At 73.6% G+C, this 18,224-nt stretch carries 15 protein-coding genes; 6 read left to right on the top strand and 9 right to left on the bottom strand.

The window, feature by feature from the left end; genetic code table 11:
• Positions 1–41: 41 nt before the first annotated feature.
• Positions 42–1,148, top strand: coding sequence for a DUF1996 domain-containing protein (locus ABT160_RS09550; protein ID WP_351645679.1), 1,107 nt, complete (start codon positions 42–44; stop codon positions 1,146–1,148).
• A 55-nt stretch (positions 1,149–1,203) separates the two neighbouring features.
• Here the strand turns inward: ABT160_RS09550 and aroA are convergent, their stop codons facing one another.
• Positions 1,204–2,523: a 3-phosphoshikimate 1-carboxyvinyltransferase gene (gene aroA, locus ABT160_RS09545; protein ID WP_351645676.1), complete on the bottom strand. Its 1,320-nt coding sequence runs from the start codon at positions 2,521–2,523 to the stop codon at positions 1,204–1,206.
• Between the two features lie 92 nt (positions 2,524–2,615).
• On the opposite strand from aroA, the gene ABT160_RS09540 reads away from it, so the two are divergent.
• The 3 genes from ABT160_RS09540 (at position 2,616) to proP (ending at position 6,105) form a co-directional block, all read left to right on the top strand.
• Complete coding sequence (locus tag ABT160_RS09540) at positions 2,616–3,398, top strand: alpha/beta fold hydrolase (RefSeq protein ID WP_351645674.1); 783 nt, start codon at positions 2,616–2,618, stop codon at positions 3,396–3,398.
• Positions 3,399–3,578: 180 nt separating this feature from the next.
• On the top strand, positions 3,579–4,487 hold the full coding sequence (locus tag ABT160_RS09535; RefSeq protein WP_351645845.1) for a SigB/SigF/SigG family RNA polymerase sigma factor: 909 nt from the start codon (positions 3,579–3,581) through the stop codon (positions 4,485–4,487).
• A 130-nt stretch (positions 4,488–4,617) separates the two neighbouring features.
• The gene (gene proP, locus ABT160_RS09530; RefSeq protein ID WP_351645671.1) at positions 4,618–6,105 is read left to right on the top strand and encodes a glycine betaine/L-proline transporter ProP; all 1,488 of its coding nucleotides are present in this window, start codon (positions 4,618–4,620) and stop codon (positions 6,103–6,105) included.
• Positions 6,106–6,213: 108 nt separating this feature from the next.
• Here proP and ABT160_RS09525 read toward each other — a convergent pair whose 3' ends face one another.
• From ABT160_RS09525 to ABT160_RS09500, 6 genes are all read right to left on the bottom strand, one after another.
• On the bottom strand, positions 6,214–6,726 hold the full coding sequence (locus tag ABT160_RS09525; RefSeq protein WP_351645669.1) for a DUF6328 family protein: 513 nt from the start codon (positions 6,724–6,726) through the stop codon (positions 6,214–6,216).
• Positions 6,727–6,749: 23 nt separating this feature from the next.
• Positions 6,750–7,202 (bottom strand): ATP-binding protein, encoded by a 453-nt coding sequence (locus tag ABT160_RS09520; protein ID WP_351645666.1) that lies wholly within the window; start codon positions 7,200–7,202, stop codon positions 6,750–6,752.
• Positions 7,203–7,317: 115 nt separating this feature from the next.
• On the bottom strand, positions 7,318–7,770 hold the full coding sequence (locus ABT160_RS09515) for a response regulator (RefSeq protein ID WP_351645664.1): 453 nt from the start codon (positions 7,768–7,770) through the stop codon (positions 7,318–7,320).
• On the bottom strand, positions 7,767–9,401 hold the full coding sequence (locus ABT160_RS09510; RefSeq protein ID WP_351645662.1) for a sensor histidine kinase: 1,635 nt from the start codon (positions 9,399–9,401) through the stop codon (positions 7,767–7,769). The genes ABT160_RS09515 and ABT160_RS09510 overlap by 4 nt, the downstream gene beginning before the upstream one ends.
• Positions 9,398–10,681, bottom strand: coding sequence for a PP2C family protein-serine/threonine phosphatase (locus tag ABT160_RS09505; RefSeq protein WP_351645660.1), 1,284 nt, complete (start codon positions 10,679–10,681; stop codon positions 9,398–9,400). Before ABT160_RS09505 ends, ABT160_RS09510 begins: the two co-directional genes overlap by 4 nt.
• A gap of 313 nt (positions 10,682–10,994) precedes the next feature.
• Complete coding sequence (locus ABT160_RS09500) at positions 10,995–11,168, bottom strand: CsbD family protein (RefSeq protein WP_351645657.1); 174 nt, start codon at positions 11,166–11,168, stop codon at positions 10,995–10,997.
• A gap of 204 nt (positions 11,169–11,372) precedes the next feature.
• Between ABT160_RS09500 and ABT160_RS09495 the strand changes: the two genes are divergently transcribed.
• Positions 11,373–13,385 (top strand): prolyl oligopeptidase family serine peptidase, encoded by a 2,013-nt coding sequence (locus tag ABT160_RS09495; protein ID WP_351645655.1) that lies wholly within the window; start codon positions 11,373–11,375, stop codon positions 13,383–13,385.
• Positions 13,386–13,540: 155 nt separating this feature from the next.
• Positions 13,541–14,404, top strand: a complete 864-nt coding sequence (locus ABT160_RS09490; RefSeq protein ID WP_351645652.1) for an STAS domain-containing protein — start codon at positions 13,541–13,543, stop codon at positions 14,402–14,404.
• 7 nt (positions 14,405–14,411) lie between these two features.
• On the opposite strand, the gene ABT160_RS09485 is transcribed toward ABT160_RS09490, so the two are convergent.
• Together ABT160_RS09485 and ABT160_RS09480 are read right to left on the bottom strand one after the other, a co-directional pair.
• Positions 14,412–16,622, bottom strand: coding sequence for an MGH1-like glycoside hydrolase domain-containing protein (locus ABT160_RS09485; RefSeq protein WP_351645650.1), 2,211 nt, complete (start codon positions 16,620–16,622; stop codon positions 14,412–14,414).
• Positions 16,623–16,762: 140 nt separating this feature from the next.
• Complete coding sequence (locus ABT160_RS09480) at positions 16,763–18,094, bottom strand: serine hydrolase domain-containing protein (protein ID WP_351645648.1); 1,332 nt, start codon at positions 18,092–18,094, stop codon at positions 16,763–16,765.
• Positions 18,095–18,224 lie beyond the last annotated feature (130 nt).

Genomic DNA, 18,224 nt, shown 5'->3' with positions numbered 1-18,224 from the left:
GCCACCCCCTCATCCCCCCACCTCATGGAGAGGAGAGCAGCATGAGCAAGAGCAGTACGAGGAGACGGCCACGGGCCCTGTCCGCGGTCCTCGTCGCCACCGCCCTCAGCGCGTTCGGCCTCGCGGCGGGCACCTTCGCCACCGCGTCGGCCGTGGACGCGCCCGCGGCCGCGAAGGCGGCGGCGTCCTCGACGCACACCGGCCACACCATGGCCGTCTCGGTGAAGGCGTCGGGCGACGACCCCGACGGCGACGGCTACATCCCGGCCGTGCCCCAGGTCACCGGGGTCGTCCCGTCCGGGGACACCCCGCCGCGGGCCTACTTCCACGAGTTCCAGGCCAACTGCTCCGTCACCCACACCGCCCCCGACGACCCGATCGTCTACCCGGGGCAGCCGGGCAAGTCCCACGACCACACGTTCATGGGCAACACCTCCACCAACGCGGCCAGCACCACCGGCTCGCTGTACGGGGGGAACACCACCTGCAAGGCGCCCGCGGACGGCTCCGCGTACTGGATGCCGTCGGTGCTCAAGGGCGACCAGAAGATCCTGCCGGTGGGCCCGCAGGTCATCTACTACAAGTCGGGCGTGACCGACTACCGCAGCGTCCGCCCCTTCCCCAAGGGCCTGCGGTTCGTCGTCGGCAACCCGATGCAGACGGCCCAGGAGTTCCGCGCGCACAAGGGCTTCGTCGAGGGCTGGGAGTGCGGCGACAGCTTCTTCAACGTCGACATCCCGGCGAGCTGCCCGAACCGTCCGGACGTCCAGCTCAACATCCGCTTCCAGGCGCCCAGTTGCTGGGACGGGAAGTACCTCGACACACCGAACCACCAGAGCCACATGGCGTACCCGGTCGTGAAGCCCGGCACCAACGACAACATGTGCCCGGCCGACCACCCGGTCGCCCTGCCGATGATCGAGTTCAAGATGGCCTTCCCGGTCAACGGCGACATGAGCCAGGTCCGCCTGGCCAGCGGCCGCGGCTACTCCTTCCACTACGACTTCTTCAACGCGTGGGAGGAGCGCACCCAGAAGGCCCTGGTCGACCAGTGCATCGTGGGCGGCCTGCAGTGCAACGCCCGGGGGTACGACGAGACGCACCCCGAGCGCGGCGCGGCGCTGAACGCGGACTACCGGCTTCCGTAGGAACGACGACCGTGCGCAGAGGGGCCCGGACCGTACGCGGTCCGGGCCCCGCGCGTCAGGTCCACCGCGAGGTGAGTGCCGCGAACGCCTCGTGGAAGCCGGGGAACGTCTTGCGCACGCACCCCGGGTCGTCGAACGCCATCCCCGGCACCCGCAGCCCGGCCACCGCGAAGGACATCACGATCCGGTGGTCGCCGAACGTCTCGACCTCCACGGGACGCGGCGCGCCCGGCTCGACCTGGATCCAGTCCTCACCCGTGCTCACCCGCACGCCCATCGCCCGCAGGTTGCGGGCGCAAGCCTCCAGCCGGTCGCACTCCTTGACCCGGGTGTTGTACACGTCCTCGATCCGCACCGGCCCCGAGGCGAACGGCGCGATCGCGGCCAGCGTCGGCATCGTGTCGGAGACGTCCCGCATGTTGACCGTGACCCCGCGCAGGGCGCCGGTCCCGGCCACGGTGGTGCGGTCCGCGCCGACCTCCACCCGCGCGCCCATCCGCTCCAGGACCTCCACGAACCGCAGGTCGCCCTGGAGCGCGCCGTGCCCGAGCCCCGGCACGGTCACCTCGTTCCCGGTGAGCGCGGCCGCGGCGAAGAAGTAGCTCGCCGTGGAGGCGTCCGGCTCCACCGCGTAGTCGACGGCGCGGTAGCCCGTGCCCGGGACGGTGAACACCTCGGCCCCGTCCGCCTCCCGGCGGTCCACCTCGACCCCGAACTCCCGCATCATGGCGAGCGTGATGGCGACGTAGGGCGCCGACACCAGCCGGGTCACGGTGATCCGCAGGCCGTCCCGGGTCAGCGGTCCCAGGAGCAGCAGCGCGGTCAGGTACTGCGACGACTCCCCGGCGTCCAGGGTGAGTTCACCGCCCTTCACCCCGTCGGCCGCCACCGTCAGCGGGTGGTGGCCCTCCGCCCCCTGGTGCGTGACGTCGACGCCGAGTCCGCGCAGCGCCCGGGTGAGCGGCGCGACCGGGCGGCGGCGCATCTGCGCGGAGGCGTCGAACCGGAAGGTGCCCGCGCCGGCCGAGACGAGCGCGGGCAGGAACCGCGCGGTGGTCGCCCCGTCCCGGCAGTAGACGTCGGCCTCCGCCACGCCCGGGCCCTCGGGGCGCCCCCGTACCGTCCACACCCCGTCACCGCGCTCCACCCGGTAGCCCAGGACCCCCAGGCCCTCGGCGAACCCCTCGGTGTCGTCGGAGACCAGCGGCGCCCGCAGCACCGTGGTCCCCTCGGCGGCGGCGGCCAGGAACAGCGCCCTGGCGGTGATGGACTTGGACCCCGGGATCTCGACGATCGTCACGACAGGCTCTCCAGTGCGGTGGAAGCGGCGGTGCCGCCGATCCTGCCGCGTCCGGGGGAGCGGCGCCGCGCGCATCCAAGGAGCGGACGCGGGCAGGCGCCCACCGATGAGTTCCCGCCGCCCGGACGGTCCACATCCCCGGACCACCACGAGGAGAGGCACACCGCATGAGCTACGCGAACGTCAACGGCCTTTCGCTGTACTACGAGGACCACGGCGCGGGGAAGCCGCTCGTCCTGCTGCACGGGGGCTTCGGCTCCACCGAGGCGTTCACGCCGCTGCTGCCCGAACTCGGCCGCAACCGGCGGGTGATCCTGGTCGACCTCCAGGGCCACGGCCGCACCGCCGACGCCGACCGGCCGCTGCGCCCCGAGACGCTGGCCGACGACGTGGCGGCGCTGCTCGGCCACCTCGACGTGCCCCGCGCGGACGTGCTCGGCTACTCCAAGGGCGGCGTCGTCGCGCTGTGGTGCGCGATCCGCCACCCCGACGCGGTGCGCAGGCTGGTCGCCGTCTCCATCCCGTACAAGCGCGACGGCTGGTACCCCGAGGTCGTCGCCGAGATGGAGGCGATGGGCGGCCCGGACACCGCCGAGGCGCTGCGCGCGACACCGCTGTACGAGACGTACGCGCGGCTGGCGCCCCGCCCCGAGGACTGGCCGGTGCTGGTGGCCAAGTCGGCGGAGAGCATGCGGCAGCCCTTCGACTGGAGCGCCGAGGTCTCCTCGGTCACCGCGCCGACGCTGCTGGTGTACGGCGACAACGACGCGGTGCGCCCCGCGCACATGGTCGAGTTCTTCGGCCTGCTCGGCGGCGGGCACAAGGACGCGGGCGTGGACGGCTCGGGGCGCTCGGCCGCCGGCCTCGCGGTGCTGCCGGGCGCCACGCACTACGACCTGATGGGGCACCCGGCCCTGCCGGGGGTGGTCAACCGGTTCCTGGCGGACTGAGGCGGACCGGGCGCGCGGTTACGGGGACACCGCGCGCACATATCAGGCGTACCGGCTGAAAAGACTCTCCACAGAAGCCTTTTCGGCCCGCCCACGCATGCCCGCGCGGATTCCGGGCAAGCGCGGCCTCGGCAGGGACACACCGTCCGACGACCCCGGGAGGGATCCTCAGTGGCAGCCATGGCGGCGCACTCCGAAGAACTGGTGCGGCAGGAGAGCGTGAGGTCCCCGGCGGCGGCACCGGCCGGTGAGGCACCCTTCGACACCGGTGAACTGCCCTGGATCGAGGACGCCGCGCACGTGGCGACCAAGGACGCGCGCTCGCTCTCGCGGCTCTTCTTCGACCGGCTCCAGGAGCTGGAGGAGGGCACGCACGAGTACGCGTACGCCCGGAACACCCTGATCGAGATGAACCTCTCGCTGGTGAAGTACGCCGCCAGCCGCTTCCGCCACCGCGGCGGCGGCGAGATGGAGGACATCGTCCAGGTCGGCACGATCGGCCTGATCAAGGCGATCGACCGGTTCGACCTGTCCCGCGAGGTGGAGTTCACCTCCTTCGCGGTGCCGTACATCGTCGGCGAGATAAAGCGGTTCTTCCGCGACACCACCTGGGCCGTGCACGTGCCGCGCCGCCTGCAGGAACTGCGTACGGACATCGCCAAGGCCAAGTCCGACTTCGCCTGCTCCCACGGCCGCGAGGCCACCGTGCGCGAGCTCGCCGAGGCCCTCGGGATCGACGAGGAAGAGGTCCTGGAGGGCCTGGTCGCCGCCAACGGCTACACCGCGGGCTCCCTGGACATGCCGGTCGGCACCGAGGAGCCGGGCCGCGCCAGCACGCGGGCCCGCAGCGTCGCCGACACCGTCGGCGCCCTCGACCCCGACATGGAGAAGGTCGAGCACATGCAGGCCCTCGTGCCGCTGGTGAGACAGCTCGGCGAGCGCGACCGCGCCATCCTGCGGATGCGCTTCGGCCTGGACATGACGCAGGCGCAGATCGCCGAGGAGATCGGCGTCTCGCAGATGCAGGTCTCGCGGCTGCTGTCGCGGATCATCCGGAACCTGCGCACGGGCATGCAGCCCGTGGAGTGAGTTCCGCTCCCGCTTCTCCGGGGCCCCGGGGGAAAGTGATCGACACCACTTTCTCCCCGGGGCCCCGTTTGGTTTCGCGAACATCGTCAAGGCGTGTGGTGGACCTGTCAGACCCTCGAAAGGATCCGCCATGGCGACCCCCACCGCCGGTTCCGAACCGGCACCGGACAATGAGGCGCTGCGGCGGCACCGGCTCCTCTTCCGCGCCGGCGCCCGGCGCAGAAACCCCCCGCTGCGGCGCACCGACATCACGGTGACCGACGAGAAGGCCGTGAAGCGGGCCGTGAAGGCGGCCTCCCTCGGCAATGCGATGGAGTGGTTCGACTTCGGGATCTACAGCTATCTCGCGGTCACCCTGGGCCATGTGTTCTTCCCGTCCGGGAACGACACCACCCAGCTGCTCTCGTCCTTCGCGACCTTCGCCGTGGCCTTCCTGATCCGGCCCGTCGGCGGCATGGTCTTCGGCCCGCTCGGCGACCGGCACGGCCGCAAGCAGGTGCTCGCGCTGACCATGGTCCTGATGGCCGTGGGCACCTTCGCGATCGGCCTGATCCCCTCGTACGCCTCCATCGGCTTCTGGGCCCCGGCCCTGCTGATCTTCTTCCGCCTGGTGCAGGGCTTCTCCACCGGCGGCGAGTACGGCGGCGCCTCCACCTTCATCGCCGAGTACGCCCCCGACCGGCGCCGCGGCTACTTCGGCAGCTTCCTGGAGTCCGGCACCCTGGCCGGCTACATCGGCGCCGCCACCCTGGTCACCGTGCTGAGCGCGGCGATCGGCCCGGACTCCATGGAGGCCTGGGGCTGGCGGGTCCCGTTCCTGGTCGCCGGTCCGCTCGGCCTGGTCGGCCTGTACCTGCGGCTGAAGCTCGACGAGACCCCGGCCTTCCAGAAGCTGGAGGGCGGCCAGGCCACGGCCTCCGCCGCCGCCGACGCCGTGGAGACCAGCGCCGCGGGCGACCTCAGGCGGATCTTCACCGAGCACTGGCGGACCCTGGTGCTGTGCGTGGCACTGGTCGGCGCGTACAACATCACCGACTACATGCTGCTGTCGTACATGCCCGCCTACCTCTCCGACGAGCTCGGCTACAGCGAGACCCACGGCCTGGTCATCCTGATCGGCGTGATGGTCGTGCTGATGCTGGTCCTCAACCAGATCGGCAAGCTCAGCGACCGCTTCGGCCGCCGCCCGCTGCTGCTCGCGGGCATGCTGGGCTTCTTCTTCCTGTCCGTCCCGGCGTTCCTGCTGATCGGCCAGGGTTCCATCCCGGCGATCTCGGCGGGCATGCTGATGCTGGGCCTGTCGCTGGCCTGCCTGCTGGGCACCATGTCCGCGGCGCTGCCCGCCCTGTTCCCCACCCAGGTGCGGTACGGCGGCCTGGCGGTCGGCTACAACGTGTCCACGTCGCTGTTCGGCGGCACCACCCCGCTGGTGATCACCGCGCTGATCGGCTGGACCGGCAGCAGCATGACCCCGGCGTACTACGCGATGGGCGCGGCCGTCGTCGGCGTGATCGCGGTGCTGTGCATGAAGGAGACCGCCCGCAAGCCGCTGGCGGGCTCGCCGCCCGCGGTGGAGACCCCGCAGGAGGCGGCCGAGCTGGCGGGCTCCCGCATCTGAGGCGACCGGCCCGCGGCGGCCTCCCGGCACATGCCGGGAGGCCGCCTCCGTCGTACCGGGGCGCGTACCGGGGGTGTTCTCTCCATGCGGAGGGGCACGCGGAAGGGCTCAGGAGCCGTTCTCGGAGGTGTGCCGGTAGCGGACCCACAGCGGCAGCACGAACCAGCACAGCAGGTACCAGGCGAAGACGCCCGCGACGATCCAGGGGACCCAGTGGTCGTGCGTCGCCACCCGCAGGATCAGCAGCAGCGCCGAGGTGAGGGTGGCGAGGAGCAGGACCAGGCCGGTGACCACGAGCCGGGCGGCGATGTCGACGGCGTGCGGCTTGATCCGCCGGCCGGAGACGACGCGGTGCAGTGCCACCGGCCCTATCAGGGCGCCCGTCGCGGAGGCCCCGAGGACCACGGTCACCAGATAAATCGTTTCGTCAGCGGCGGACAGCGACGTGAAGCGCGGTGTGAAGACGACCGTCAGCAGGAAGCCGAACATGATCTGTACGCCGGTCTGCGCGACCCGCACCTCCTGGAGCAGCTCGACCCACCTGCGGTCGGCGCGCTCCTCGGGGGTCTCGTCGCGTCCCCGCTCGTCCTGCGCCGGGGAGGCGGATCTGCCGGGCTCCATCCCGCGTACCTCCGGATCGGGTCTCAGGCGTCGGCGAGCGGCATGCGGATGGTGACGCGCTTGCCGACCGGCTCGCGCCGTATCTCCAGACTGGTGGAGAGCGCCGCGACGATCTCCAGGCCGTGCCGGCCGATCCGCGTCGCGTCCGGCGGCAGGATCGCGGGCAGCACCGTCCCGCTGTCCCACACCGACATCACCAGCTCACCGGCCGCCACGTCGGCGGCCAGGTCGAGCAGGCAGGGCCCGGGAGCGTACTTGCAGGCGTTGGTGACCAGCTCGCTGACCACCAGCTGCGCCATGCCGCCCACGCCGGGCCGGGCCTCGCCGTGCCGTTCGCGGACGCGCTCCAGGAAGGCGGCGACCAGGGCCCTGGCCCGGCCGATCGCCTCCGAATCGCCGTCGAACGCGGCTGCGGCCCGCTCCGGGCCGGGCCCGGACGGGCGGAGCACTTCCCTGTTCAGGAGCGATCCCTTCACGACGGCCCCCGCTTCCTCTCCGTCGGTGCGCTGTCCGGCGCGCGGCTCGTGTCCCGCGCGTCAACGACCCCCTTACCCCGTGATCCGGGTTTCAGACAGCGCGGTGCGCACCCGTTCAGAACCGGGGCAGCTTCACGAAGCTGATGAAGAAGTCGTCGATCTGCCGGATCGCCGACACGAACTGGTCCAGGTCGACCGGCTTGGTCACGTACGCGTTGGCGTGCAGCTTGTAGCTGCGCAGGATGTCCTCCTCGGCCGAGGAGGTGGTGAGCACGATGACCGGGATGTGCGCGAGGTCCGCGTCCGACTTGATCGTCTCCAGGACCTGGCGGCCGTCGTACTTCGGCAGGTTCAGGTCCAGCAGGATCAGCCCGGGCCGGGGCGCGCCCTCGTGCCCGCCGCGCCGGTAGAGGAAGTCCAGCGCCTCCAGGCCGTCGCGCACCACGTGCAGCGTGTTGCCGATCTTGTTGTCCTCGAACGCCTCGCGGGTCATCAGCTCGTCGCCCGGGTCGTCCTCGACCAGGAGGACGTCGATGTGCTGGGGCTCGGGGAGGGCGGGCAGGGTCATGCGGGTTCCTTCGCGGTGGTGGTGCGGGGGTCCTCGGCCGCGGCGTCGGTGCCGTCGGCCTGCTGGAGCGCCGGGAGCGTGAAGCGGATCGTGGTCCCGCCGGCGCCCTCCGCCCCGTCGGTGTCGACCGCGATGTGCCCGCCGGTGTACTCCACGATCTTGCGGCAGAGCGCCAGGCCTATCCCGGTTCCGTCGTAGGCGTCCCGGTGGTGCAGCCGCTGGAAGATCACGAAGACCTTCTCGGCGAACTCCGGCGGGATGCCGATCCCGTCGTCGTGGACGGTGAACTCCCAGTTCTCCCCGGTCGCGTCCGGCTCGGCGGTGATCCCGATCCGGGGCTCGCTGCCGGGGCGGCGGAACTTGATCGCGTTGCCGATCAGGTTCTGCCACAGCATGGTCAGGAGCGTCGGGTCGCCCAGCACCGCGGGCAGCGGCCCGGGCCGGGTGACCTCGGTGCCGGTCTCCTCCACGGCGCTGGTGAGGTTGCGCAGCGCCCGGTCCAGGACGTCGTCCAGGGCCACGTGCTCACGGGCGTCGTTGAGCCGGCCGACCCGGGAGAAGCTCAGCAGGTCGTTGATGAGCACCTGCATGCGCTTGGCGCCGTCGACGGCGAAGTCGATGTACTGCCGCCCGCGGTCGTCGATGACGTCCCCGTACCGCTTCTCCAGGAGCTGGCAGAAGGAGGCGACCTTGCGCAGCGGCTCCTGCAGGTCGTGCGAGGCGACGTATGCGAACTGTTCCAGCTCCGCGTTGGAGCGCCGCAGCTCCACCGCCTGCTGGTCCAGCTCGGCGGCCTGCGCGGTGAGCGCGGCCTCGCTCTCGCGCGAGGTCGTCAGCTCCGCGACCACGCGCCGGCGCATCGACTCCACGGCGCCCGCCACCTGGCGCAGGTCGGCCGGGCCGCCGCCGTCGATGCGCCGCTCGAAGTCACCGCCGGCGACCTGCATCGCCTTGGCGCGCAGCGCGCCCAGCGGCCGGACGACCGCGAACTGCAGCAGCACGGTCAGGCCGATACAGGTCAGTACGAACAGCCCGAGCAGCATCAGGAACGCCCGGTCGCGCTGGGTGCGGGCGTCGACCAGGTCGGCGCGCGCGCCGCGCTGCTCCTCGTCGAGGTGGCGCTCCAGGCCGTCCAGCGCGCCCCGGATCCGGTCGAACGCGGCCGTGCCCGACCCGGCGGCCGGGGGAGTGCCGTTCTCCTGGGCGCGGGCCGCTATGGAAGGTTCGGCGTAGGACGTGCGCCAGGCGGCCACCCGCGCGTCGATGGCGTCCAGGTCCTCGTCGAGGCGGCTGCTGCCCTCCGGCTTGAGCGCGTCCAGCCGGGCGCGGGCGGTGCGCTCGGCGGTGAGGCCGCGACGGTAGGGGTCGAGGAGCGCGTCGCGCCCGGTCAGCAGGTAGCCGCGCACCCCGGTCTCCTGGTCCACCAGGGCGGCCCGCAGCTCGACCGCCTGATAGCGGGCGGGCGCGATGGTGTTCAGCAGCCGGTCCGAGGCGCGGGTGGTGCGCGAGAGCACCGTGGTGCCGATCACCGACGCGACCACGGCGAGGATCGCCATCGCGGCCATGACCAGCAGGAACCAGCCGCGTACGGTCAGGCCGCGGCTCCGGGAGGGGCCGGCGCTGGTGCTCATGAACGGGTCCATTCGACGAGGAGGACGGCGAGGTCGTCGTTGAGGCCGCCGCTGGGCGCGGCCAGCGACTGGGCGGAGTCGATCAGGGCGTCGACGAACTTCGCCGGCTCCCGGTGGGCGTGCCGGCGGGCCAGGTCGAGCAGCCCCTCCTCGCCCAGGCGCTCGTGGCCCGCGGTGGCGGTGCGCCCCTCGAACAGCCCGTCGGTGAAGAGCACGACGCACTCCCCGGCCCGTACGGGTACGGAGGTCTGCGGCCAGGTCGCGACACCGGGCGGCAGCAGCCCGAGGGCCGGGCCGCCGCTCACCTCCCGCAGCGTGACCCCGCCGTCGGCGGAGCGGTGCAGCAGCCCTGGGTGCCCCGCCCGGGTGACCTCCATGGTGGCGCCGCCCGGGTGGTGGGTCAGGTGGCTGAGGGTGGCGAAGACCTCGGGTCCCGGGCGCTCGGCGACCAGGATCTGGTCGAGCAGCTCAAGGAGCGCGGAGCCGCGGGCGCCGGCCAGCACGAAGGAGCGCCAGGCCACGCGCAGGCAGACGCCGAGGGCCGCCTCGGCCGGGCCGTGCCCGGAGACGTCGCCGACGACGGCGTGGGTCATGCCGTCCGGGGTCTGCACGACGTCGTAGAAGTCGCCGCCGAGCAGGGCGTGGGCGCGGCCGGGGTGGTAGCGGGCGACGACGTTGACCCGGCCGTCGCGCAGCAGCGGGCGGGGCAGCAGGCCGCGCTCCAGGCGGGCGTTCTCCTCGGCGCGCAGCCGGCCCGCCTGGAGGGCGGCGGAGGCCCGCTCGACCCGCTTGCGCTCCAGGGCGTACCGCACGGCGCGGGTGAAGAGCTCGGCCTCGACGCGCCCCTTGACCAGGAAGTCCTGGGCGCCCGCCGCGACGGCGGCGAGGCCCGCCTCCTCCTCGGCGAGGCCGGTGAGGACGACGACGGCCGAGTCGGGCGCCAGGACCAGGATCTCCTTGAGGGCGTCCATGCCGTGGGCGTCGGGCAGGTTGAGGTCGAGGAGCACGCAGTCGAAGGCGCCGGCGGCCAGCTCGGTGCGGGCCTGCTCCACGGAGTGGGCCCAGGTGAGGGTCACGGTCAGATCGCTGTCGGCGATCAGTTCCTCGACGAGCAGGGCGTCGCCGGGGTCGTCCTCGACGAGGAGCACGCGCGGCGGGGTGTCGTCGGCCCAGGTGTCGGTCAGGGACCCCGCACTGAGTACGGCCGTGGGGTCGCCCGCCACCGCGCCGAAGGGTGTCGCGACACCCCCGGCATCCGCGCCCGAGGCGGACAAGACCATGAGAGGCCCCTCTGTGAGCGTGGGGCACACCCGGCACGGAGAGCCCGAGGGAACCCCTGGTCCAGACATGACAGATCAGCGGCTCCGCAGCTCTTAGGTCCAAAAGTTGCGCAGCCGAGCCAGCTTAACGGACGTTCCGACAGGCGACTGCGGCGCGGTGGGGCGGGTGCGCGGGGCCGCGTCCGCGTTCCGCTTGGGGCCGTCGCCGGCGGCGCGGGCGCACGGGCGCGGGGCATGGAGAAGGGCCGTCCGGCTCGCTGCCGGACGGCCCCTGTGCGCTCCGTGCCCCGTGCCCGTGTGCCCGGGTCGGGGACTACTTCTTGAAGGCGTCCTTCACCTTCTCCTTGGCCTGGCGCAGATCGCCCTTGCCGCGCTCGGCGCGGCCCTCGGCGGTCAGCTTCTCGTTGCCCACGGTACGGCCCGCGGCCTCCTTGGCGGCGCCCTTGACCTGTTCCTTCTTGGCCTTGGCCTTCTTGTCGCCGGACATGCCGACTCCTTCCCGCGGCCCCCGGTGGCGGGGCCCGCGCATCGGTGCACTCCGCCGTGTGACCCACGGCGGGCCGCCCAAACCTCCCGGCGCGGCGCGGGATGCGGGCGGCGGACCCCGGGAACCGGGGCCGACGGGCGAATTTCCGACACGAATTGTCCGGACCGCGCCTGCCGCACGCCCGCGAGCACGCACAATTGGCCCGTGCCAGACGAAGATCCGTACCGGTGGCTGGAAGACGTCACCTCAGAAGCCGCCCTCGGCTGGGTCCGCGAGCGCAACGCCGAGACCGCCGCGCGCCTGACCGGGACGCCGCTGTACGACGCCCTGCGCGCCGAGCTCCTCGACGTCCTCGACGACACCGAGCGCATCCCCTACACCGTGCGCCGCGGCCGCCACCTCTACAACTACTGGCAGGACGCCGACCAGGTGCGCGGCCTGTGGCGGCGCACCACGCTGGAGGAGTACCGCACCCCCGAGCCCGCCTGGGAGCCCGTCCTCGACCTCGACGCGCTCGCCCGCGACGAGGGGGAGGACTGGGTCTGGGGCGGCGCCACCGTGCTGCACCCCGAGTGCCGCCACGCCCTGGTCCAGCTCTCCCGGGGCGGCGCCGACGCCGTCGTCGTCCGCGAGTTCGACCTGCTGACCAAGGAGTTCGTGCCCGGCGGCTTCACCCTGCCCGAGGCCAAGACCGGGGCCGCCTGGATCGACCCCGACCAGCTGTACGTCGCCACCGACTTCGGCCCCGGCACGCTCACCGCCTCCGGCTACCCGCGCACCGTGCGCCGCTGGCGGCGCGGCACCGACCCGGCCGCCGCCGAACCCGTCGGCGAGGTCGGCGCCGAGGACCTGGCCGTGCACGCCTGGCGCGACCACACCGAGGGCCACCAGCGGGACTTCCTGCTGAAGCAGTTCGACTTCTGGCGCGGCGAGCTCACCCTGCTCGGCGAGGACGGCACCCGCACCCGCGTCGACGTCCCCGAGGACGCCTCCGCCCACGTCGAGCGGGACTGGCTCACCGTCGACCTGCGCTCTCCGTGGCTCGGCCACCCCGCGGGCACCCTGCTCGCGTTCCGCTTCGCGGACTTCCTGGCCGGCCGCCGCGACGCCGTGGTCCTGTTCGCCCCCGGCTCCGGCACCGCCCTGGAGGGCCACAGCTGGACCCGCGGCCACCTCGTCCTGAACCTGCTCGTGGACGTCACGACCCGCATGGAGGTCCTCACCCCCACCGTCGAGGGCCCCTGGGACCGGCGCCCGCTGTCCGACGTGCCGCCGCTCGCCTCGGCCGTCGTCACCGACACCGACCCGGACTCCGGCGACGAGTACTTCCTCGACGTCTCCGGCTTCCTGCAGCCCTCCACCCTGCTGCGCGGCGAGATCGGCGGCGGCAGCGAGGTCCTGCGGACCGCCCCCGAGCGCTTCGACGCCACCGGTCTGACGGTGCGCCAGCACTTCGCCCGGTCGGCGGACGGCACCCGCGTCCCCTACTTCGTCGTCGGCCCCGAGCACGGCGGCCCCGGACCGGCCCTCCTCACCGCCTACGGCGGCTACGAGATCTCGCTCACCCCGGGCTACGACTCCCTCGCCGGTCGCGCCTGGCTGGCCCGCGGCGGCACCTACGTCGTCGCCAACATCCGCGGCGGCGGCGAGTACGGCCCCGAATGGCACCAGAGCGCCCTCAAGGCCGGACGCGTCCGCTCCTTCGAGGACTTCGAGGCCGTCGCCCGCGACCTGGTGGCCCGCGACATCACCACGCCCGCCCGGCTCGGCATCCAGGGCGGCAGCAACGGCGGCCTCCTCACCGGCGCCGCCCTGGTCCGCCACCCCGAGCTGTACGGGGCCGTGGTCTGCGACGTCCCCGTCCTGGACCTGCTCCGCTTCCACGTCATGCTGGCCGGGGCCTCCTGGACCGCCGAGTTCGGCGACCCCGACGACCCGGCCGACCGCCCGCACCTGGCGGCCCTCTCCCCGTACCACCACGTCAGCGACGGCGGCGACTACCCGCCGGTGCTGCTCACCACCTCCACCCGCGACGACCGGGTGCACCCCGGGCACGCCCGGAAGATGGCCGCCCGGCTGCGCGAGGCCGGGCACGACGTCCTGCTCCACGAGGCCACCGAAGGCGGCCACAGCGCGGGGGCCGACCACCACCAGATCGCCGCCAACAGCGCCCTCGCCCACGCCTTCCTCTGGCAGACCCTGGGGCGGGCCGAGTGAGCACGGAGGGCGCCGGGAGGGCGCGGGAAAGCGGACCCGGGCGCCCCGGCGTGTCCCCGTGCGCCGGGGGACGGCCCGCCGACAGCGCCCCGGCGGACGGCCCCGCGCTCCTAGACTGGCGCCCTCCGAACCCTCCCGCCGACAGGGAACCGGCCATGACCTGGTCCTCGCCCTCCCCCCACCTGCGGCTCGCGGTCACCCGGGGCCCGGCCGGACCCGTCCTGCACGTGGCGGGCGAACTCGACGCCGCCTCCGCCGCGCCCCTCGACGACGCCCTCGTCTCCCTGCAGGCCCCGGGCCGCCGCCTCGGCCTCGACCTCGGCCGCGTCACCTTCTGCTCCCTGGCCGGCGCCGAACTCCTCGTCGACGCCTACCGCCGCGCCGCCGCCGCGGGCACCGCCCTCAGCGTCCAGCGCGCCCACAGCGCCGTCCTGCGCACCCTGAGCGTCTGCCACCACGCCACCGGCCTGGGCGCCCTGCCCGTCACCGGGACACCGGGACGCGAACGCCCCCAGGCGCTCGCCCTGCTGCGCGAGGCCCTCGGCCACGCGCTGCGCCTGACCGGCGCCCCGATGGGCAACGCCCAGCTCCTCGACCCCGAGGCGGGCACCTTGCGCATCGTCGCCCAGCACGGCTTCCACCGGCCGTTCCTGAGCTACTTCGAGACGGTGGAGGACCGCGAGTCGGCCTGCGGCGTGGCCGCCCTCGACCGCACCGCGCTCTACGTGGAGGACGTCCGCTCCTCCGCCGTCTTCCAGACCGGCGCGCCCGCGCTCGACGTGCTGACCGAGGCGGGCGTCGGCGCGGTCTGCTCCCTGCCCGTCGCCGCCCCCGGAGGACCGCTCGTCGGCGTCGTCTCCGTCCACCACGCCCGCCCCGACGCCTGGGACGGCGAACTGCGCCGCACCCTGGAGTCCCTGGCCCGGGCGACCGGCAGCACCTGGCAGTCCTCGGTGCGCCGCGCCCAGCGCCGCCTGGTGCGGCCGGTCCCGAAGGCGGCCGCACCAGAGGGCAGATGACGGTTGGTCACCCGAGTCGGTCACCCGAGAGCAGCGGCAGCAGCAGCGCCGCCGACCAGCTGAAGTTGGGCGAGTTCAGCGGCGCCCCCGTCAGCGGGTCGTAGTTCTCCATGACCGGCGCGCCGCCCGTCAGCCCCGAGGCGTTGCCCAGGAGCCGGTCGCGCAGGGCGTCCGCGTCCGCGCCGTACCCGTACCGGCGCAGGCCGCCCAGCGCGAAGTACGCCTGGTCCAGCCAGACCGGGCCGCGCCAGTACGCCGTCGGCGAGAAGTACGGGGAGCTCCTGGCCACCGTGGGGAACGGCACCGGCGTGGCGAACTCCGCCGGGTCGAGCAGGCGCCGCCGCACCGCCGCCGCCTGCGCCGGGCTCGCCGTCCCCGTCCACAGCGGGACCGCGCCCTCGATGCCGCGCCCGCGCGCCGTCAGCCGCTGCCCCGAGGCGAGCGCCGTGTCGTGGAACCAGCCGGTCGCCGGGTCGAACATGGTCCGCCGCACGCGCTCGGCGGTCGCCGCCGACTTCGCCCGCCAGCCGCGCGCCTCCCGCGGCTTCCCCAGGGCGTCCGCGATCCGGGCCAGGTAGCCCTGGTCCAGGGCCAGGTAGGAGTTGAGGTCCACTGACTCCTGGTCGAGGGACCAGCCCAGCAGGGTGCCGTCCGCCGAGCGGTTCTCCACCACCGAGGTGCCCAGCGCCGCGTCGAAGCGCGGCGCGTTGTCCATGCCGCTCTCCCAGGCCGCCGCGAGCCGCCGCTCCTCCGGCGAGTCGTTCGCCGGGTCCACCGTGGCGCCGTACTCGGCCAGGCCGTCGCCGTCGTGGTCCCGGGTGCGGTACCACCAGGCCTGGTACGCCGCCAGCTTCGGGTACAGCTCGGCCAGGAACCGGGTGTCGTCGCCCGCCCGGTACACCTCCCACACGGCCCAGGCCGCCAGCGGGGGCTTGGAGTTGCGCTCGTTCCAGTTGCCGCCGCCGCGCGCGGGGTCGTTGTAGAACACCACGTCCGGGACCATCCCGGCGTCCTGCGGACGCGTCCGCGAGTCCGGGCGCACCTGCCAGTCGAAGGCGGACCGGATCTGCGACCGCGCGAGGCGCGGGTCGAACCGCGCGGTGCCGACCGCCTGCTTCCAGGTGTCCCAGGCCCAGATCCCGCCCGTGAACCACTTGTACGAGATCGACGGCGTGATCCCGTCGTGCTTCAACTGCCCGGCCGCCGAACGCCAGTTGGTCGTCAGCGTCTCCAGGGCCTTCACGGCCGTCCGCCGCCGGTCCGCGGGCACGCCCCGGACGGCCCCGGCCACGTACCCCCGCCAGCGCGCCTCGCCCGCCGCCGCCACGGCGCCCGGGGCGGCCAGCACCCCGCGCGCCCGGCGCTCCTCGCGGACGCGCTCGGCCGGGGTGAAGGTGTAGGACTCGGTCCAGTCGTACGCGTGCGCCTGCCCGGGCCGCAGGGTGACGGGGGAGAGGGCGCGGGTGCGGTAGCCGTCGCCGGTCACCTCGGTGCGGACCCGCTCGCGGTGGCGCACCTCGAAGCGCTCGGTGCCGTCGGTCAGGTAGTCCCAGGTCTCCCGCACCCTCGCGAAGTCCACGCCGACTCCCGTCCCGGTGGCGGTGAGTGACGGGGCGTCATGCATCGGCTGGTCGGCCGGGCGGAGCAGCGAGCCGGACCAGTCGGCGTCCAGCGTGCGCGGGGCGGCGCCGTCGTTGCGGACCTCGGCGCGCACCAGGGCGGTGCGGTCGGTGGCGTACCGCAGCGCCAGGGTGAGGCGCAGACCGCCGCCGAGGTCGTACTCCTGGCGCAGCAGCCCGGGCAGCGAGGCGGACCGGGGCGCGCCGCCGGCCGCCAGGTCCAGCGGGCGGCCCCGCTCGCTGAGGCCGATGCGGGTGAAGGACCGGCTCAGCCACCAGGGGTACTCCTGGGCGATGTACAGCGGCCCGGTGAAGCCCCCGTAGGCGTCCCGGTCGCCGGCCCCGGGCAGCGCGTAGGCGTGCCAGGCCCCCTGGTCGGCGAAGACGTTGACGGGATTGTTGCCGCGCCGGTCGCCGGGGAGCGCCGCCGCGGGGGTGCCGCGCAGGTCGAGGACGTCGGCGTAGGGGCCGGGGTCCGGCCGGTGGTCCTGCGCGGAGACCGGTGGCGCGCCGGACAGGGCTCCGGCGGCCAGCAGTAACACGGCGAGCGCGGCGAGCGGCCGCTTCCCGCGGGCGGGGGGTGGGGTGGGTCGTCTCATCCGGTCATGATCCACCGGGGGTGGCGCCCGGGACAGGGGGTGCGCGGGAGGTGGGCGGGGTTGTCCTGAACCCGCTCGTCCCGGTGGGGGATCGCGGGTGCCCGGGCCCTCCGCTGTCGGCGGGCCCGGGCACCCGTGCGTCAGATGCGGGTGTCCTCGACCACCGGGACCGTGCGGTCGGTGACGGCCCCGCCCTTCGTCGCCGAGCGCTGCTTGGCCGGCGAGGCCGCCGGGGCGGCGCCGCAGAAGGCCGGCTCCAGGACGTTCACCAGGGCGGTGGTCACCGCGCCGTTGTTGGACGCGTTGGCGAAGGCCACCACCGACTTCTTCCCGTCGGCCGTCACGAACGACTGGGTCTGGTAGCCCTGCACGATGCCGCCGTGGCCGTACACCTTGGCGCAGCTCAGCGCGATCTCGCGGATGCCGAGGCCGTAGCTGATCTTCGCGGTGGGCGTGGGCAGCACGCTGGTCATCTGCGCCAGCGACGCGTCGGAGACGAGGCCGCCGTGGCTGCCCGTGGTGACGGCGGTCAGGAAGCGGTCCAGGTCGGCGGCGGTGGTGATGACGGCGCCCGCGGTCCACACCCAGGACGCGGTCTGCTCGGTGGAGTCGAGCAGCGGCTTGGTACGGTCGTCGTTGGTGAGGTAGCCGGTGGCGTGCCTGCCGTCGATGGCCTTCTTCGGCACGACGAAGGAGGTGTTCCGCAGGCCGAGCGGGCGGATGATCTCGCGGTCCAGCACATCGGCGTACTTCCGGCCGGTGAGGTGCTCGACGGCCATGCCGAGGAGTACGTAACCGGTGTTGGAGTAGGAGTACTTGGTGCCCGGCACGTACTGCTGGCCGTGCTTCACGGACATCGCGACCATGTCCCCCGGCTGGTACGCGTTGTTGCGGATGCGGGCCTCGAACGCGGCGGTGGTCTCCTCGCCCGCCTGCTCCAGGAGGTCGTTGGTGTGGTCGTAGACCCCGCCGCGGTGCTGCATGACCTGGCGCACCGTCATGTCCCAGCCGTCGGGCAGGGTCCCGGCCGGGAGGTAGGTGCGCAGGGGCTTGTCGAGGTCGACGCGGCCCTGCTCGACCAGGCGCATCACCAGGACCGAGGCGAACATCTTGCTGTTGCTGCCCGCTCTGAACCGCAGGGCGGGGCTCATCGGCGTACCGTCGAGGTCGGCCTTGCCCAGGGCCACCGACGTGGTGCCCAGGCGCTGTCCGTGGTCGCGGATCACGGCGAACGCGCCCGGCGCGCCGGCGTCCAGGGTCTTCTGCAGCGCCGCCTTCACGGCCGCGACGTCGGCGGCGGAGGGCGTCTTCGCCGGTGCGGCGGCCGGGGCCGCGCCGGCGGTGGTGGCCGCCCCGCCGACCAGGGCCATCGCGGCGGCGAGGGCCAGCGTGCCCGACCAGGCGCGGGCCGCGGAGGTACGCGGACGGGCGGTGCGGGCGGCGGACGCCTCGGTGGTGCGCTGAACGTGCATGGAGCCTCTTTCGTGTGCGTGGAGCGGTACGCGTGAGCGGGCGGGCCCTTGATCGGGCCCGCCCATCCGGTTCGACGCGAAAAGAGGCCGTGCGGTTCGTCGCGGAGGCGTACGAATGATCTCTTTTTCC

Source organism: Streptomyces sp. NPDC001941, assembly GCF_040296945.1.
Taxonomy (GTDB): domain Bacteria; phylum Actinomycetota; class Actinomycetes; order Streptomycetales; family Streptomycetaceae; genus Streptomyces.
This window is presented reverse-complemented; position numbering and strand designations above follow the sequence as displayed.

Bases quoted from the DNA above. Each gene is read 5' to 3' on its own strand.
- ABT160_RS09550 (WP_351645679.1), top strand. From the start codon at position 42: ATGAGCAAGAGCAGTACGAGGAGACGGCCACGGGCCCTGTCCGCGGTC.
- aroA (WP_351645676.1), bottom strand. From the start codon at position 2,523: ATGCGCGCGGCGCCGCTCCCCCGGACGCGGCAGGATCGGCGGCACCGC.
- ABT160_RS09540 (WP_351645674.1), top strand. From the start codon at position 2,616: ATGAGCTACGCGAACGTCAACGGCCTTTCGCTGTACTACGAGGACCAC.
- ABT160_RS09535 (WP_351645845.1), top strand. From the start codon at position 3,579: ATGGCGGCGCACTCCGAAGAACTGGTGCGGCAGGAGAGCGTGAGGTCC.
- proP (WP_351645671.1), top strand. From the start codon at position 4,618: ATGGCGACCCCCACCGCCGGTTCCGAACCGGCACCGGACAATGAGGCG.
- ABT160_RS09525 (WP_351645669.1), bottom strand. From the start codon at position 6,726: ATGGAGCCCGGCAGATCCGCCTCCCCGGCGCAGGACGAGCGGGGACGC.
- ABT160_RS09515 (WP_351645664.1), bottom strand. From the start codon at position 7,770: ATGACCCTGCCCGCCCTCCCCGAGCCCCAGCACATCGACGTCCTCCTG.
- ABT160_RS09510 (WP_351645662.1), bottom strand. From the start codon at position 9,401: ATGAGCACCAGCGCCGGCCCCTCCCGGAGCCGCGGCCTGACCGTACGC.
- ABT160_RS09505 (WP_351645660.1), bottom strand. From the start codon at position 10,681: ATGGTCTTGTCCGCCTCGGGCGCGGATGCCGGGGGTGTCGCGACACCC.
- ABT160_RS09500 (WP_351645657.1), bottom strand. From the start codon at position 11,168: ATGTCCGGCGACAAGAAGGCCAAGGCCAAGAAGGAACAGGTCAAGGGC.
- ABT160_RS09490 (WP_351645652.1), top strand. From the start codon at position 13,541: ATGACCTGGTCCTCGCCCTCCCCCCACCTGCGGCTCGCGGTCACCCGG.
- ABT160_RS09485 (WP_351645650.1), bottom strand. From the start codon at position 16,622: ATGAGACGACCCACCCCACCCCCCGCCCGCGGGAAGCGGCCGCTCGCC.
- ABT160_RS09480 (WP_351645648.1), bottom strand. From the start codon at position 18,094: ATGCACGTTCAGCGCACCACCGAGGCGTCCGCCGCCCGCACCGCCCGT.